14 protein-coding genes are annotated in these 15,551 nt (G+C 71.0%); 8 read left to right on the top strand and 6 right to left on the bottom strand.

The annotated features are described in order from the left end of the window. The first annotated feature begins 105 nt into the window (after nt 1–105). Nucleotides 106–882 (top strand): ABC transporter ATP-binding protein, encoded by a 777-nt coding sequence (locus tag AC07BS_RS20985; protein ID WP_478933741.1) that lies wholly within the window; start codon nt 106–108, stop codon nt 880–882. 50 nt (nt 883–932) lie between these two features. Continuing rightward, complete coding sequence (locus AC07BS_RS20990) at nt 933–3,500, top strand: ABC transporter permease (protein ID WP_478933743.1); 2,568 nt, start codon at nt 933–935, stop codon at nt 3,498–3,500. Nucleotides 3,501–3,583: 83 nt separating this feature from the next. Here AC07BS_RS20990 and AC07BS_RS20995 read toward each other — a convergent pair whose 3' ends face one another. Both AC07BS_RS20995 and AC07BS_RS21000 read right to left on the bottom strand, forming a co-directional pair. Then, nucleotides 3,584–4,765, bottom strand: a complete 1,182-nt coding sequence (locus AC07BS_RS20995; protein ID WP_478933745.1) for a serine hydrolase domain-containing protein — start codon at nt 4,763–4,765, stop codon at nt 3,584–3,586. A 226-nt stretch (nt 4,766–4,991) separates the two neighbouring features. Next, a complete protein-coding gene (locus AC07BS_RS21000) occupies nt 4,992–5,423 on the bottom strand; it encodes a MarR family winged helix-turn-helix transcriptional regulator (RefSeq protein WP_478637682.1) in 432 nt (143 codons plus the stop codon). A gap of 135 nt (nt 5,424–5,558) precedes the next feature. On the opposite strand from AC07BS_RS21000, the gene AC07BS_RS21005 reads away from it, so the two are divergent. From AC07BS_RS21005 to AC07BS_RS21020, 4 genes are all read left to right on the top strand, one after another. Further along, nucleotides 5,559–6,443 carry an MBL fold metallo-hydrolase gene (locus AC07BS_RS21005; RefSeq protein ID WP_478933747.1) on the top strand — a complete coding sequence of 295 codons (885 nt, stop codon included), beginning with the start codon at nt 5,559–5,561 and terminating at the stop codon, nt 6,441–6,443. Between the two features lie 219 nt (nt 6,444–6,662). After that, complete coding sequence (locus AC07BS_RS21010) at nt 6,663–6,896, top strand: hypothetical protein (protein ID WP_478637680.1); 234 nt, start codon at nt 6,663–6,665, stop codon at nt 6,894–6,896. 41 nt (nt 6,897–6,937) lie between these two features. Further along, nucleotides 6,938–7,243 carry a DUF6247 family protein gene (locus AC07BS_RS21015; RefSeq protein WP_478933796.1) on the top strand — a complete coding sequence of 102 codons (306 nt, stop codon included), beginning with the start codon at nt 6,938–6,940 and terminating at the stop codon, nt 7,241–7,243. Next, nucleotides 7,240–7,539, top strand: a complete 300-nt coding sequence (locus AC07BS_RS21020) for a hypothetical protein (protein ID WP_478933749.1) — start codon at nt 7,240–7,242, stop codon at nt 7,537–7,539. Before AC07BS_RS21015 ends, AC07BS_RS21020 begins: the two co-directional genes overlap by 4 nt. Nucleotides 7,540–8,085: 546 nt before the next feature. Here the strand turns inward: AC07BS_RS21020 and AC07BS_RS21025 are convergent. Further along, nucleotides 8,086–8,352 carry a hypothetical protein gene (locus AC07BS_RS21025; RefSeq protein WP_478637677.1) on the bottom strand — a complete coding sequence of 89 codons (267 nt, stop codon included), beginning with the start codon at nt 8,350–8,352 and terminating at the stop codon, nt 8,086–8,088. 127 nt (nt 8,353–8,479) lie between these two features. On the opposite strand from AC07BS_RS21025, the gene AC07BS_RS21030 reads away from it, so the two are divergent. Further along, a complete protein-coding gene (locus AC07BS_RS21030) occupies nt 8,480–8,899 on the top strand; it encodes a HEAT repeat domain-containing protein (protein WP_478933751.1) in 420 nt (139 codons plus the stop codon). Nucleotides 8,900–8,989: 90 nt separating this feature from the next. Further along, entirely contained in the window at nt 8,990–11,095 is a 2,106-nt protein-coding gene (locus AC07BS_RS21035) for a nuclease-related domain-containing DEAD/DEAH box helicase (RefSeq protein WP_478933753.1), read from the top strand. Between the two features lie 136 nt (nt 11,096–11,231). Here the strand turns inward: AC07BS_RS21035 and AC07BS_RS21040 are convergent, their stop codons facing one another. The 3 genes from AC07BS_RS21040 to AC07BS_RS21050 form a co-directional block, all read right to left on the bottom strand. Further along, entirely contained in the window at nt 11,232–13,127 is a 1,896-nt protein-coding gene (locus AC07BS_RS21040; protein ID WP_478933755.1) for a ricin-type beta-trefoil lectin domain protein, read from the bottom strand. Between the two features lie 211 nt (nt 13,128–13,338). Next, nucleotides 13,339–14,040: a Rieske (2Fe-2S) protein gene (locus tag AC07BS_RS21045; RefSeq protein ID WP_478933757.1), complete on the bottom strand. Its 702-nt coding sequence runs from the start codon at nt 14,038–14,040 to the stop codon at nt 13,339–13,341. Next, nucleotides 14,003–15,496 (bottom strand): flavin-containing monooxygenase, encoded by a 1,494-nt coding sequence (locus tag AC07BS_RS21050; RefSeq protein WP_478933759.1) that lies wholly within the window; start codon nt 15,494–15,496, stop codon nt 14,003–14,005. The genes AC07BS_RS21045 and AC07BS_RS21050 overlap by 38 nt, the downstream gene beginning before the upstream one ends. Between the last annotated feature and the right edge of the window lie 55 nt (nt 15,497–15,551).

A 15,551-nucleotide genomic window follows, 5' to 3' on the forward strand; every position in this document is an offset into this window, starting at 1 on the left:
CTCCCGCCCCCAGGATGACGTTTGCGCAGGTCAGAGCCGTGAGGATGGATACGTCCACCGGTTCGCGCGGCTCAGCGCGCGCTCATCCTCCCAGGCGGAGCATCCATGTCACAGACATTCCCTTTCCCCAGCGCACCCCTCACGGAGCCGGCCGCCCGCGCGTCCGGCCTGACCAAGATCTACGGGAAGGGTGAGACCCGCGTCACCGCACTGGACGCGGTGACCGTGGACTTCGCGCGGGGCCGGTTCACCGCCGTCATGGGTCCCTCCGGCTCCGGCAAGTCCACGCTGATGCACTGCATGGCCGGCCTGGACCCGGTGACCTCGGGATCGGCCCGGATCGGCGGCGTCGAGCTGTCCGCCCTGAACGACCGGCAGCTCACCGAACTGCGGCGGGAGAAGGTCGGGTTCGTCTTCCAGGGCTTCAACCTGCTGCCGACCCTCACCGCGCTGGAGAACATCACCCTGCCCCTGCGGCTGGCCGGCCGGCAGGCCGACGCCACGTGGCTGGACGCCGTCGTCGCCACCGTCGGCCTGGCGGGCCGGCTCGCGCACCGCCCCACCGAACTCTCCGGCGGCCAGCAGCAGCGCGTCGCCGTGGCCCGCGCCCTGGCCTCCCGCCCCGAGATCGTGTTCGCCGACGAGCCGACCGGCAACCTCGACTCCCGTTCCGGCGCCGAAGTGCTCGGCTTCCTGCGCGACTCGGTACGGGAGTTGGGCCAGACCGTGGTGATGGTCACCCACGACCCCGTGGCCGCCTCCTACGCCGATCGCGTCGTGTTCCTCGCCGACGGCCGCCTGGTGGACGAACTGCACGAGCCGACCTCCGGCGCCGTGCTGGACCGCATGCTCGCCTTCGAGGCCCAGGGCCGCACCTCCTGACCGCGTCCGCCGCCCAGCCCTCGCCCTCCCGCACCCGTCGAAAGCCCACCATGCTGCGAACAGCCCTGCGCAACGTCCTCGCGCACAAGGCACGTCTGATCATGACCGTCCTCGCGGTCTGCCTCGGTGTCGCGTTCATCTCCGGCTCGCTCGTCTTCGCCGACTCCACCACCTCCGCCTACCGCGCCTCCATGGCGAAGAACTACGCCGGCATCGCCGTCACCGTGGACCCGAAATACCCGCCCGGCACCCCCGCCGACGGGCGCACCACCGTCCTCGACGACACCCTCGTGGCCGAACTGGCCGCCGTGCCCGGTGTCACCGCGGTCCGTCCCACGGCCGACGGCTCGGTCACCCTGGCCGCCAAGAACGGCACGCCGATGCGCGCCGACAACGCGATGGGCAAGCTGGCCGCCGCCTACATCCCCGGCAAGAACGGCAAGGACAGCCGCTACCCGCTGACCGCGGGCCGCGCCCCGCGCGACAACGGAGAGGTGGCCCTGGACCGCGGCACCGCGACGGCCGGCCACTACGCGCTCGGCGACACCGTCACCCTGGCCACCGACGGCCCCGTCCTCCGTATGCGGCTGGTCGGCATCGTCTCCACCAAGGACACCCGGGTCACCTCCGGCGGCACTCTCGCCGTGTTCGACAAGGCCACCGCGCAGAAGCTCTTCGCCACCCCCGGCCGCTACACCGGGATCGACGTCTCCGCCGCGCCCGGCACCGACCAGTTCGCGCTCGCCCAGCGCATCGGCGCGCTCCTGCCGGCCGACCGCGCCGAGGCCACCACCGCCACCGCCGCCGCCAACCAGCAGTCCGTCTTCATCGACACCAGGACCAGCAGCTACTCCCGGCTGCCCATGATCTTCGCCGCGGTGTCGCTCTTCATCGGCTCGTTCCTCATCATCAACACCTTCACCATGCTCATCACCCGGCGTTCCCGGGAGATCGCGCTGCTCCGCGCGATCGGGGCCACCCGCGGCCAGGTCGTCCGCTCCGTGCTCGCCGAGGCGGCCCTGGTCGGCCTCGTCGCCTCCGTGCTCGGATTCATCCTCGGGCTCGGTGTCGCCACCGTCCTGCCCGACGTGCTCGGCACCGCGGACGACCTGCTGCCCCAGGGTCCGCTGGTGATCGGCCCCGCCCCCGTCCTCGCCTCCCTGGCCGTCGGCGTCGGCGTCACGGTCCTCGCCGCGTGGCTCCCCTCCCGCCGTGCCGCGCGCATCGCCCCGATCGAGGCCATGCGCACCGCCGAACAGCCCCCCTCCGCGGCACTGTCCAGGCTCCGGGGCGTGGTCGGGGCGGCCGTGCTTCTCCTCGGAGCCGGCCTGCTGATCTCCGTGAGCGACGCGAAGGACGCCTCGGACGACAACCTGCGGACCGCGATGTTCGGCTGCGGCATCCTCGTGACCGGCCTGATCGTCCTCGCACCGCTGCTGGCGGGCCCGGTGATCCGCCTCATCAGCCGGCTCACCGCCCGGTTCGGCGTCGCCGGCGACCTCGCGAAGGACAACGCCCTGCGCGACCCCCGCCGCACCGCCGCCACCGCCGTCGCCCTGATGATCAGCACCGCGCTGGTCTCCGGACTCGCCGTCATCGACCACTCCTCCAGCCGCGCCCTGGACTCCCAGGCGGCCGCCGGCCTGAGCGCCGACTACGTCATCAGCACCCGCAACACGACCACCGCCATCGACACGGCCGCCGTCCAGCGGCTCGGCTCCGTCCCCGGCGTCACGACCGCCTCCGCCGTGGCGGACTCCACCATCTCCACCGGCGCCCGCGCCCGGCAGGTCTCCGGCGTCGACCCGAAGACCGTGGGGGACGTCATGAAGCTCCGCTTCACCAGCGGCTCCGCCACCGGCATCGGACCGGGCCGGATCGCCGTCTCCAGCACCTTCGCCCGCGACAACCACCTCAGCACCGGCGGACAGGTCAGCGCCGCCATCGGCCCGGGCACCGGCGACCGCGCCCGGCCGTACACCGTCGTCGGGATCTACCAGGACAACCCCACCGCCCAGGACGTCCTCGCCGACCGCGGCGAGGTCCAGCGGCACAGCTACCTGCGCGACTCCGTCCAGCGCGTCCTCGTGACCACCGACCACCACGCCGCTTCGCCGAACCTGGAGAAGCGACTGCGCGGCGCCGTCGACAACAGCCCCCTGCTGAAGGTCCAGAACCGCGCCCAGCTCGTCCAGGAGCAGGCCGGCGTCGCCGGCGACCTGATCACCATGGTCTTCGGACTGCTCGCCATCGGCGTGATCATCTCCGCGCTCGGCATGATCAACACCCTGGCCATGTCGGTCACCGAACGCACCCGGGAGATCGGCGTCCTGCGCGCCATCGGCATGGACCGCGCGGCCGTCCGCCGCATGATCCGCCTCGAATCGCTCACCGTCGCCGCCTACGGCACCCTGCTGGGCCTGGCCTGCGGCCTGTTCGGAGCGTGGAAGATCAGCGGACTCGCCAACGGGGCCATCCCCCAGTACACGTTCTCCCTTCCCTGGGGGACGTTGGCCCTCGTCGTCGCCCTGTCCCTGGCCGTCGGCGCCGCCGCGGCCGCCCTCCCGGCCCGCCGGGCCGCTGCCCTCAGCCCGCTTCGGGCGGTCACGGACGCCTGATAGGCGCCTCAGGCCGGCGTCGGACCGTCTCCACGGTCATGGAGGTGGTCCGACGCCGGCGACGATGGAATCCACTCAATCCGTTACTTCGTGCACAGGGCCGTCGAGAACACCTTCAGGGCGGCGTCATTGGCCTTCTCCGGCATGGTGAGGCTGGTGTTCGTGGCGACGGTGATCTGTCGTCGGCCGTCCGCCGTAGTGAAGCTGAAGGTGCTGTAGCCGGGGACACTGCCGGTGTGGCCCCATACGGGCTGTTCGCCGGGGCAGTAGGCCGCCCGGCTCTCCAGCCCCAGGCCGTACGTACGGTCCGCGCCGCGATCTGTCTGCTGGAACGTCCGCATCTCGTCCCAGAGGTGGGAGGGCAGCAATCCGCCGCCGGAGAGAGCGCGGTAGAAGCGGTTGAGGTCGGCGGTGCTGGAGACGATGTTGCCCGGGCCCCAGAAGGCCGTGGGGGCGAAATCGGTGAAGTCGGCCGGGGCGGGCTCCCCGGGCAGCCGCTCGTAGCCGTTGAGGTGAGGCCCGGTCACACGCGGGGAGGTGGGGATGTACGTGTCGGTGAGGTGGAGCGGGCGCACGATGCGGCGGTCGATCTCGCGGTCGAGCGTACGGCCGGTGGTCTTCTCGATCAGCATGGCGAGGACGACGTAGTTGGTGTTGGAGTACGCCCACTTCCCGGGCTGACCGGGATTGAACAGACGGGGCGCCTTGAGCGCCGGCTCGATCAGCTCGCTGGGGGTGGCGCGGGAGTGCTGGAGGCGGCGTATCGGGTCGTCGCCGTGCTGGAGCAGGTCGGTGTAGTTGACGATGCCGCTGGTGTGGTGCAGCAGATGGCGTACGGTGACCGGCGCCCCGTCGTCCCCGTCGGGCACGAGCCCGGGCAGGTGACGCCCGATCGGGTCGTCCAACCCGATCCGCCCCTCGGCGACCAGCTGCAGAACGACCGTGGCGACGAAGGACTTGGTCACGCTCCCGGCCCGGAACCGGTCGCCGGGCCTGGCCGCCCGCCCGTTCTCCACATCGGCGAGGCCGCTGCCCAACCGCCAGACGCGGTCACCGTCCCGTATCTCGGCGATCACGCCGGGCGCGCCCGCGGCGACGACGCCGTCCAGGGCGTGCTGCAAGGCGTCCCTCTTGTCGTTCACGGCGGCGCCGGCCCGCGAGCCGGCCGTCCGCTCGCCGGCGGCCACGGCGGTGGCCGGAACAGCGGTGGGGACAAGGGCGGCTGCGGACAGCAGGGCGGAGACGGCAAGGGTGCGGCGGCGCATGGGCGGTGTCCTCTCGTGGGGTGGCGCTGCCTTCACCGTACGGATTCCGCCCAGCCCAAATGATCATGATCGAGGATGATCCCGGGAGTGATTTCCCCCTACAGGTACCCCTGACGCGGGGTCGGGGTCCGCCGAGGCGCGCGGTCGGGGAAGCGACCGGGTGCCCGTGGCTACCGCTGCGCCCCGGGACGCCTGGCGGCGGCTCCTACGGCCAACCGTGACCGACTCACGGACGGGTGGTGATGGCCTGCTCCAGCAGGTTGTGCAGGACGCGCTGCTCCTCCGGATTGAGGCCGGACAGCGGGGAGTCCACGGCGAGGAGCTCGAGGAGGCGTGCGCGCAGCGCGGTGCCCTCGGCGGTGAGGACGAGGTGCTTGGCGCGGCGGTCGGTGGGGTGGGGGTGGCGCTCGACCACGCCCTGCTTCTCCAGCTTGTCGACGACGAAGGTGGTGTTGGAGGGCTCGCAGCTCATGCGTTCGGCGAGCTCCCGCATGGTCATCGGCCCGCTCATCTCCCGCAGCGCGGTCGCCTGGGACGCGGTGAGGCCCAGGGTGGCGGCGCGCTCGCGCACGTGCTCGGCGATCCGTTGGGCCAGCCCGTTCACCAGCCCGCACAGCTGTCGCTCGGCTATGGCCTGCCGCTCCGGGGGCGTCGTCATGCCACCAGCCTAGCAAGTTCATCAAGCACATATATTTACAGCTTGAATGATTTCAACTTGATGCTTATGGTTGGCGTCGTCGCCGCGGCACAGCGCGGAGACGACCTGATGACAACCCACCGGGGGACAAGACCCATGACTCACTCGACGGCAGACCACGACGGACGACTGCGCCGGCCGGCGGGTATCCGCTCCATACAGCTGGGCGACACCAAGGTGTCGTACGTGCCGGACGGCGACGTGCGGCTCCGTCCGCTGCAACTGCTCCAGGACACCACCGACGAGGTGTGGGCCGCCCACCCCGAGTACCTGGACACCACGGGCCATCTCGTGGGCAGCGTCGGCGCCCTGCTGGTGGAGTACGGCGACCGCGCGCTGCTGATCGACACCGGCTTCGGCCCGCAGACGCTCGAGGCTCCGGAAGGCCCGCTCGGCGTGATCCACGGCGGCGCGCTCCCGCGCAGCCTGGCCGAACTCGGCCGCAGCCCCGAGGGCATCGAAGCGGTGGCCTTCACCCACCTCCACTCCGACCACCTCGGCTGGGCCTGCCTCCCCGCCCCCGGCAGCGACCGGCTCGTGTTCGCCCACGCCGACTACCTGATCTCCGAGCCGGAGTGGGAGCGCCGGGACCTCCTGGAGGCCCAGGGCATGACCGAACAGGTCGCGGCCCTCGCCTCGCGCGTGCGTACGATCACGGACGGGCAGGAGATCTTCCCCGGCGTGCGTGTGCGCATCACTCCCGGCCACACCGTCGGGCACGCCGAGTACGTCATCACCGGGGGCGGACGGCGCCTGATCGCCTTCGGTGATGCCATGCACTCTCCGATCCAGGTCGACCACCCCGACTGGTCCGCGGCCTTCGACCACGACCTGGCTCAAACGGCTGAGCACCGCCGCCGCCTCGTCGCCGAACTGGCGGAGCCCGACACGATCGGCTTCGGCGTCCACTTCGCCGACGTGGTGTTCGGGCAGGTGCGGCAGGACGGGGACGGCCCGGCCTGGCGGCCCTTGGACGCGTGACCGGCTGGGCTTGAGTCATCGGGGGATCGGGGGTGCCGTACGGCGGCGCCCTGCAGATCGCCCGATGGCTCGTCAAGTGGGCTCCCGCCACAGGCGCCAGGCCCTGCCCGGTGATCGTCAGGTGGGCGGGTCGAGCGTCGTCATCACGCCCACCCTTTCTCCTTGCGAATCCGAAGTTGAAAGCGCAGAAAAGTGCGGTTCTTGATAGGATCCGGGGTCATGATCAGAAAGAAGGGCGATGACCTCGCTCTCGATGCCGTGGCCGCTGCCCGCCGGGCGTGGAAGAAGGCTGAGGCCGACTTCCATGCAGCCATCGTCCATGCGTTCGAGGTCAAACCCGTCCACGGTCGCAAAGCGGAGATCGCGGGTGCCGCCGGCTTCTCCGATTCCCGTGTCCGCCAGATCCTCAACGACGCCGCCAAGGCCGAGCGTGACAAGGAGCAAGCCGCGTGAGCGCCCACTCCGCCACACACCGCCCCGCCGGCGTTCCGCCCATGCCTGAGCGCAACCCGAAAGCGCTCAGGGAGGCGATCGCCGCCCATGCGCCGCAGCTCCTCGCCGACTTCGACCGGCACTGGAAGCGGGACATCGCCGACACCTACGACCTCACTCCCGTACCGGCGTTCCTGGCCCGCTGGTGGACCGAGTACGCCCTCGCCCGCAACCCCGAACTGGACGCGCGGGTGACCGATCTCGAGGACCGCGCCGCTGAATCCCGCGACATCGTCGAGGCCCGTGCCTTGCTCGAAGAGGCGGCACATCTGCGCCGGGAGGCCGGCCGCGTGGGGCCCGGTCAGTGACCGAAGGGTTCATGGGGCCGCCCTGGCAGATCGACTACGTCGAGGCCGCCCGCGCGTACCGCGACTCGCTGCCCGAAGGCATCAGGGGCAGGTTGCGGGACGCCCTCATCGCCATCCTCACCGCCAAGGACCCCTACCGCCCCGGGGAACACGTCTCCGTCGAACCCGTCCGGTCCACCCGCTTCCGCGGCCCCCACATCCTCACCTTCGACGCGGGCCGGGGATGGGCCCGTTTCGTGTTCATCCGGCGCACCGCGGACCCGCAGATCATCATCGAAGAACTCTTCTGGCAATGACCTGGTTCGCAGGACTCCGCCGCCGGGCTCGCGCCTGCAGTGCAGGGACTTCGCCGCCCTGGCCGCCTTGACGTCGCCGGGCTGAGAAGCCATGAATCCGTTCGCTGTGAACCGCGATCCCACGTACGTTCCTCTCATGTGCCACTACGCCGAGAAGTCCTACAAGCTGCATTACGCGTGCGTGCCATGTCGCGTGGCGTTCAAGCGGCACCCCGGGGCCGGTGGGCACCGATGCCCCCGATGCTCCGAGCCGCTGGTGTGCGCCGGCCACGACTTCGCCGCACCACGGCGCCGGGACATCAAGGCGTGGACCGTCGTGGCCGGGGTGCTCGGTGCCGGGCTCCGCTATGAGGGCCGTGAACCGTGCGGCTGCGGCAAGGAACCCACGTTCCGCCCCCGAACCCGAGCCCAGTTGCGGGCACGTCGCATCGCGTCAGCGCGAGCAGGGATTCCCCTCGCGGACATGCTGGGACGTGTGGATCCCCAGACACCCGCGTGACCCGGGCGCTTCATGCGTGAATCAACGGCACTGCTGCCCTCGCAGGCTCACGTCGGGGAAGACCGGACGACTTGAGCCACCCACCCGTAGGGCAATGTCTGGCCATCGACGGTTACCTTCTCCACCGCGTGTGTCTGGGGGTCGATTTCAGCCTGCACGCCGTCTCCCTCGTAGCAGGGGCAGCCCGACACTCCTGTCTCGCCGGTGACGGTGACGGTCGCGGTGCGAAGGGTGCCGGCGTGCCGGGGGTGGTCCTCCTCGTCGACGAGCTGGGGCTTGAGAGCGATGACGTAGCGGACGGGGTGCTGGCTCATGGCCCGGCAGGCTAGCGGTACGCACACGTCCCGCACGGACCGACTGGCCGAGCGGAGCCCGAACGGCGCACCCTCGGGCCACCGGTCCGGGCTCGATCTTCTCCGCGGGGCATGAGAGTGTCCGGCCATGCCGGAGATGATGAGCGGATTGCGGGCGGCCTTGGCGGAGGCGTCGTCCTCGGCCTGGGCACGGCGTGCCCGTGCCGGGCGCGACCTCGCCGCCTTCGCCGATGTGCCGGAGGCCGCGGAAGTGTTGGCGGGTCTCCTCCTGGATGTCGCCGACACGGCGGTGACGCGGCAGACGGCGGAGGCCCTGGCCCGGGTGGGGACAGTGGCCGCCGTGCGGCTCGTCGCCCGCGCGGTGGCCGAGGTCGGCGACAACCATGCCGACTGGATACAAACCGGGGTGCATGACGCCCTCGCGGGACCGGACACCCGGGTGCCCGACGTGGCGGCGGTCTGCGAGCAGCTCACCCGGGACCCTGAAGAAGCCGTGCGCCGGGGAGCCGCGGAGGTCTTGTCATGGACCGCTGACGCAAGGCGCTGATCCGAGTCGAGCCATCAGCCTCACCGAAACCACTCCGATGCGTAAGATGATCATCACTTTACGTCCAGGGGTAGTGGGGGAGGGGCGGTCATGAGCGCGGGGGGATCGGCGTGGAAGAGGGCCCAGGAGGCCCGGCGCCACGAACGCGAGTTGCGCGAGCAACTCAGGGCCGCCCAGTGGGAGGTCCGCAACTGGGAAGCGGCCAGCGAAGGCGAGCGCAAGGTCGCCGCGAAGTTACAGGTCCTCACCCGGCGCGGATGGCGCCTGCTGCTCGACCGGCGCTGGCCCGGCACGCGCGCGGCCAACGTCGACATGCTGCTGGTGGGTCCCGGCGGTGTCTTCGTCATCGACGTCAAGAACTGGCGACACGCCCCCGAAACGACCGGTGGACACCTCACGGCCAACGGCCACACCTACGACCGTGAGATCGACAAACTGCTCAAAGTGACCCGGCTGGCGGAGAACGCCGTCTCCGACCGGAACCTCTCACCCGTGGCCGTGCAACCGCTGATGGTCTTCGCGGGCAGGTCCGTGAGCACCGGGCTGGGCCCCGTACGTCTCCTGGGAGAACGCGAGGTGACCCCGGCCCTCATCGCCGAGCGGACCCGGCTGCGGCCGTCCGAGGTACGGGACGTCGCAGACCACCTGGAGCGCGCGTTCCCCGCCTACGAGGACACCTCCACCCACACCCGCCCGGCGACTCCCGCGACCCCCGCGTCCCCGGCGGCCGCCTCCGCCCCCGCACCCGACGACGCGCTGTTCGACATCGAAGGCATACGGAACGCGGCCCTGGAAGCCGCCCGCAGCGCCCCGATCGAACAGTGGATGACGTTCCTCCACCCCGACCAGCTCGCCCTCGTACGCCGCAACTGGTCGGGCCCGGCACGCGTCAGCGGCCCGGCCGGCACCGGCAAGACGGTCGTCGCCCTGCACCGTGCCGCGTACCTCGCCGCACGCACGCCTGGCCGGATCCTCTACGTCACCTTCGCCAACAACCTGCCCCGCGTACAGAGCACGTTCCTCAGGACGATGGCCCCGGCGGTCGCCGACCGGGTCGACTTCCGCAGCCTGCACGCATGGGCCGGCCAATTCCTCCGCGAACGCGGCGTCGCGACCGCGCTGGACCCCGACAAGGCCGTGGACGCCTTCAGCCGGGCCTGGAAGAGCCATGGCCGCGGCACCATCCTGGAAACCCTCGACCCGGCACCCGGATACTGGCAGGAGGAGATCGACTACGTCATCAAGGGCAGGGGCATCACCACCTTCGGGCAGTACGCGCCCCTGCCGCGCCCGCGCCGCCGCACCAATCTGCGCCGGTCCCACCGCGAGGCCGTGTGGGCACTGTACGAGGAGTACGAGCGCAACCGCACGGGCAAAGGCGTGCACGACTTCAACGACATCCTCGCCCTCGCGCTCGACGAGGTCCTCGCCCACCCCGGCGCCAACCGGTACACGTCCGTCATCGTCGACGAAGTACAGGACCTCACCTTCGTCGGCGTACGCCTGCTGCATGCGCTCGTCGGCGACGCGAACAACGGCCTGCTGCTCGTCGGCGACGGCCAGCAGGCCATCTACCCGGGTGGATTCCGCCTCTCCGACGCGGGCATCGACGTCCGCGGCCGCGGGCAGGTGCTGCGCAAGAACTACCGCAACGCCAAGGAGATCCTCGACGCCGCTCTCGCCGTCGTCGCCGACGATCCTTTCGACGACATCGACGGCACACCCACGACCGGGCGCCGCGACGTCGATCTCACCTACGGGGACGGCCGGGTCACCAGGTTCACCGCGCAGACCCGGACCGAGCACGACGCGGCCCTCCTCGAGGCCCTGCACACACTGGGCCCCGAGGCGTGGCCCGACTCGGCCGTGCTCTGCCGTACGGGAAAGGAGCTGGACCGTTGCCGGAGGCTGCTGATCCGGGCCGGCATCCCCGTGATCAGCCTGGAGCAGTACGACGGCCACCCGGTGCCCGGCGTGAAGCTGGGCAGTTACCACCGGGCCAAGGGGCTGGAGTTCACACACGTGCACCTGCCTGATCACGATGCCCCGGTCACGATCTCCACCTCCACCGCCTCGGGCGACGGCACCGACGACGGTGTCGCGCGTGAACGCCGCGAACTGCACCGCAGCCAGCTCTTCGTCGCCATGACACGCGCCAGGGACACCTTGTGGCTGGGCTCGGTCACCCGCCCGTAACCCGGCGTCCCAAGCAGTGGCGCGGCCCGGCCATGTACGGGGATGGATTCACCGTCACAGGCCTGGCCGCGCCGCGGGCACCCTCGCTCCGTCCGCCGGGCGCCCACCCGGGCTCCTTCGCCCCTCGGCTACGGAATCACGGCACAATCGTCCAACGCTGACGGGCGTCGTCGCTGCAGGTGCCGATCGTCACATAGCCCGTCTCCCGCGCCGACGGCACCAGGCACAGGTGCGCGGCCTCGTTGCGGAAGCGGAGGGTGCCGTCGCCGTACATCTCCGCCTGCCAGCGATGTCCCGTGCCGTCCGTCTTGCTGCCGCGGCCGGTGCAGTCGTGCAGCACGGAACGATCGCCGGGGTGGGGCTGGACGCTGTCCCCGACGTCGATGCACAACCAGCTGCTGCGTCCCTTGATCCGGACGAGGCTGTCGCCGCTGCCGGCGTACTGGACGTCCCATCGCTGGGAGCTGACCTCGTTGCGCCGGCGGGTGGTCAACGGCATGCCGTCTCTGCCGCTCCCACTGATGTTGTCCAGGTAGAGGCCGTTCCACGCGCGCAGCCGGACCCGCTCCTCAGTGTCCTCCCACGCGCGCTCGGGTACGGCGCGGGAGTTGTCCCACCACTGCTGGTTGGGCATGTCATTGCACTGGTAGGCCACGACCGGCTGCTCGTTCCCCGTACCGGTCAGGCACAGGTCCGGGTAGAGGGAGTTGTGCCAGCGCAGCGGGCCGCCGGGCGCGCCCGGGTCCTCGGGGTGCCACTGGGCCTGGGGCGACTCGCACGACAGCATGAGGATCGGGGACACCGGGAAGAACGGATTGACGCCGGGGCACGTCTCGCCGGCGGCCAGGGCGTCGCGGCCGGCGAGGGGGCCGGACGCGGCTCGGGGACTGTTGCCTCGGGCGAAGCGGTACCAGTGCCCCCGCACGGTGTCCACACGGAACCGCTGCCGGGCGTTGTACGCCTGCAGGCGGGTGGTCACACGGTTTTGGTTGTCCACGTCGAGGACCAACCCGGTCCGGTCGTTCTCGAAGGCGGAGGAGAAGTTGTGCGCCGGGCCGTCGGGCGCGGCCGGTACGGGGGTGGGGGCCGGTTCGAACTGGACGGGGTAGTGGTCCGAGCCGCGCCCCGCGGGGATGTCCGCGTTGAACCGGGGCGTGCCGTGTGTGATGGCGTAGTCGAGTTCGCCGCCCCGCTGGTGGGTGGAGCGGTTGGGCCGGGCCAGTTGCTCGTCGGGCCGCAGGTGGAGGATCTCCCGGGCCTGTCGGTCGGTGCGGTTGCGGATGTCGAGATTGAAGTCGCCGACCATGACCCAGTTCTCGCCCGCCCGGGTGGCGGCACGGATGCGCCTGAGCAGGGGGGCGACGTCCGCGCCGCGCGCGTGGACGTTGTAGTAGACGGTGTTGCCGATCCGTACGCCGAGGGCGCGGCGGTAGCGGTACTCGTTGCGGGGCTCGTCGCGGTTGTACAGCGGGTTCTCGATGATGCGGACCTCGTCCGCGCGGGTGTGGGTGACCACCGCCAGATTGACCCGGCCGCCTCGCCAGCGGTCCCGTCCCGTGTTGCTGTCGCGCTGCGGGTCGGTCTGGAGGAAGTACACCTGGCGGGTGTGGTGGCGGTACCGCCACACCGTGTGGTTCACGTGGTCCGGTAGGCCCGCCGGGAACGGGCCGGGAATGCGGATCGACTCACCGACGCCGTGACGCTGGTGCGCGGCGGGAGGCGGCCCGTTGCCGGATTCCTGGAGGGCGACGACCTCGTGGTGCATCGTCAGTGGGCCGACCTCGCCGTTCCAGCGCAGCCCGTTGTCGGAGCCCTGCATGTTGTAGCCGGTGAACGGCAGGCTACCGTTGTTCGGCGGGGCCGCCGTCTTCGTCGGCAGCTCGTCCGCCCGCGCCGTGGAGCCGTCCGGCCCGGAGGCGGCACCGACCAGCAGTCCGGTCGCCAGCAAGGTGGAGGTGAGGGCTGCCGTCAGCCGCGATCTGCGCGGTCCGGTGCGGGCCTTGGCATGGGGCGGTGGTAACGGTAATCGCATCGTGCTCTCCATTCGGAGTGATCGGGTACGAACAACCGCAGGAACGATCCGTTCACGATTGGCGGGTTCGCGTCAAGGCTCTCCAGGGGTCAACTCCCTTCACGCCGCCGGTACTTGGGTTGGAGGCCATCCCGCGGGCCTGCGTCTTTCCGAGCGAGCGACTTCTTGCGTGAGAAGCGTCACCAGATCGGGATTTTTTGCCGGACTGTGGTCAGCCTCGGCGTAGAAGGGTGGCCCTCCGGCGCGGCCCGGTGGATTGCGGGACGCCGTGATCGGCACGGGCACCGCGCAGGACCATGCGTCGGATGATCCCCGCCATCAGACGGTTCACCGGCCACATCAGCCAGCGCGGGCGCAGCGCCCGGACGATGATGCTCCAGGCCGTGATGGTGACACCGGGGCGCACCGGGCTCGTCGCCGTGACGACGGTGAACAGCGGCGGCATGCCCCCAGGGCCCGTGGCCAGCGTGACATGCTCGCTCACGGGGAGCGGATCCGCGTGGCGGACGGTGACTTCGCCGGGCAGGAACAGATAGCGTCGGTGGTCCCGCGCGAAATCGAGATGGGGCAGAGGCTCGGGCGGCCGCGACCCGTGCCAGAACCAGACGCGGCCGCCCCGCTCGGTCACCGGGATGCCGCGTTGCCCGGTACGGGGCGGGATGGCGAGATCGGCGCCCAGGGGACAGCACTGGCTGTCGATCATCCCGACCCGCCCGGTGTGCGTCCTGAACAGCGCGTACCGCCGGTTCATATACGTCACCGGCACCACCTCGCCCCTGCCCAGGTGTCGGCTGAAGCGGGCGAAGTACCAGCCGGCGGGGTACGGGGGCTCCTCCCCGCCGTTCCCTGTCAGCGGCAGGTCGTACAGGGTGAGGTCATAGGACCGCAGGCGATGTCGCCGTCGGCGGATCATTCACCGGCTCCTTGGATGTCGTGTACGCCGTCGGGTCGAAGCGGCTCAGGAGGCGGACGAGCCGGCCGGTGGACCAGGGCCAGCAGAACGTGTTCCGCCCGTCGGGGCCGATGTAGTAGTTCGCGCAGCCGCCCGTGTTGTACACGGTGCCGCGCAACGCCCGCTGCACCTGCGCGTTGTACGCCGCCTGGACGGCGGGTACGACGTCGAGCCATGCCGCACCGGAGCGACGCAGATGATCCAGCGCGGCACAGAGGTAGGTGAGCTGCGCCTCCAGGACGGTGATGGCGGACGTCGCCCCGGAGAGGATGTTGGGGCCGAGGAGGAGGAAGAGGTGGGGAAAGCCGCTGACGGTAGTGCCGAGGTAGGCCTCACGGCCGTCCCGCCAGGTGTCCTGGAGCGTGAGCCCGCGGGAGCCGTACACACTCCGGGCCAGCGGCACCTCGCCGATGTGGAAGCCCGTGGCCAGGACGACGGCATCGACCTCGGTCGAAGTGCCGTCGGCGCCCACGACCTGGTTTCCCCGCACCTCGGCGAGCGCGGTGGGGTGCAGATAAACGTGCGGCTTGGCGAGCGCCGGGTAGTACGTGCTCGACGACAGCAACCGTTTGCAGCCGGGCGTGTAGTCCGGCGTGAGTGCCCTGCGCAGCCCCTGGTCGCGGACCGCGAACCGCAGGTGCGTCCTCCCGCCGGCCTCCAGCAGGCGTGCGAGCTGCGGATGCCGGAAGGCGAACCCGAACCCCTCCTGCAGCCAGTACTGCCCCGCCCGCATGGCCCGTTGCGCGACACCCCGCCGGAGTGCGCCCGGTACCGCGACGTCGGGCCTGGGCAGCACCCAATGCGCCGTGCGTTGGAAGAGGTGCACGGCCGCCGCCCGCCCTTCGATCGCCGGGACGACCTGCACGGCTGACGCACCGCTGCCGACCACGGCCACGCGCCGCCCGGTGAGATCCACGGAGTGGTCCCACCGCGCCGTGTGGAACACCGGGCCCGGGAACGCGTCGAGCCCCGGGACGTCCGGCCATCGCGGCCGGTGCCAGGAGCCGGTGGCCATGATCAGCGCCCGCGCGGTGTACGCGCCGTCCGAGGTCTCCAACCGCCAGCGCCCGGCGGCCCGGTCCCACCCCGCCTGCCGCACGTCGACGCCGCACCGCAGGACGTCCCCGACCCCGTAACGCTCGGCAGTCGCCCGGAGATAGGCATGTATCTCGTGCTGCTCGGCGAACGTCCTGCCCCATCCCGGATTCCCGGCGAACGAATAGCGGTACAGCACGGACGGAACGTCGCACGCGCAGCCCGGGTATGTGTTGTCCCGCCACGTCCCGCCGACATCGGACGACTTCTCCAGCACCAGAAGGTCGTCCGTGCCCTCCTGCCGCAGCCGGATCGCGGCCCCTATGCCGGAGAACCCCGCCCCGACGACGATCACCTGGACATCTCTCGCCTGCCTCTGCACCGCACCACCATGCGCAGGCGTGGAAGGGCCCGATCAGGGCGCGAACGGGCGCACG

The organism is Streptomyces sp. NPDC044063, from assembly GCF_056434285.1.

Coding starts and splice junctions, on each gene's coding strand:
- AC07BS_RS20985 (WP_478933741.1), top strand. CDS start 106: ATGTCACAGACATTCCCTTTCCCCAGCGCACCCCTCACGGAGCCGGCC.
- AC07BS_RS20990 (WP_478933743.1), top strand. CDS start 933: ATGCTGCGAACAGCCCTGCGCAACGTCCTCGCGCACAAGGCACGTCTG.
- AC07BS_RS20995 (WP_478933745.1), bottom strand. CDS start 4,765: ATGCGCCGCCGCACCCTTGCCGTCTCCGCCCTGCTGTCCGCAGCCGCC.
- AC07BS_RS21000 (WP_478637682.1), bottom strand. CDS start 5,423: ATGACGACGCCCCCGGAGCGGCAGGCCATAGCCGAGCGACAGCTGTGC.
- AC07BS_RS21005 (WP_478933747.1), top strand. CDS start 5,559: ATGACTCACTCGACGGCAGACCACGACGGACGACTGCGCCGGCCGGCG.
- AC07BS_RS21010 (WP_478637680.1), top strand. CDS start 6,663: ATGATCAGAAAGAAGGGCGATGACCTCGCTCTCGATGCCGTGGCCGCT.
- AC07BS_RS21015 (WP_478933796.1), top strand. CDS start 6,938: ATGCCTGAGCGCAACCCGAAAGCGCTCAGGGAGGCGATCGCCGCCCAT.
- AC07BS_RS21025 (WP_478637677.1), bottom strand. CDS start 8,352: ATGAGCCAGCACCCCGTCCGCTACGTCATCGCTCTCAAGCCCCAGCTC.
- AC07BS_RS21030 (WP_478933751.1), top strand. CDS start 8,480: ATGCCGGAGATGATGAGCGGATTGCGGGCGGCCTTGGCGGAGGCGTCG.
- AC07BS_RS21035 (WP_478933753.1), top strand. CDS start 8,990: ATGAGCGCGGGGGGATCGGCGTGGAAGAGGGCCCAGGAGGCCCGGCGC.
- AC07BS_RS21040 (WP_478933755.1), bottom strand. CDS start 13,127: ATGCGATTACCGTTACCACCGCCCCATGCCAAGGCCCGCACCGGACCG.
- AC07BS_RS21045 (WP_478933757.1), bottom strand. CDS start 14,040: ATGATCCGCCGACGGCGACATCGCCTGCGGTCCTATGACCTCACCCTG.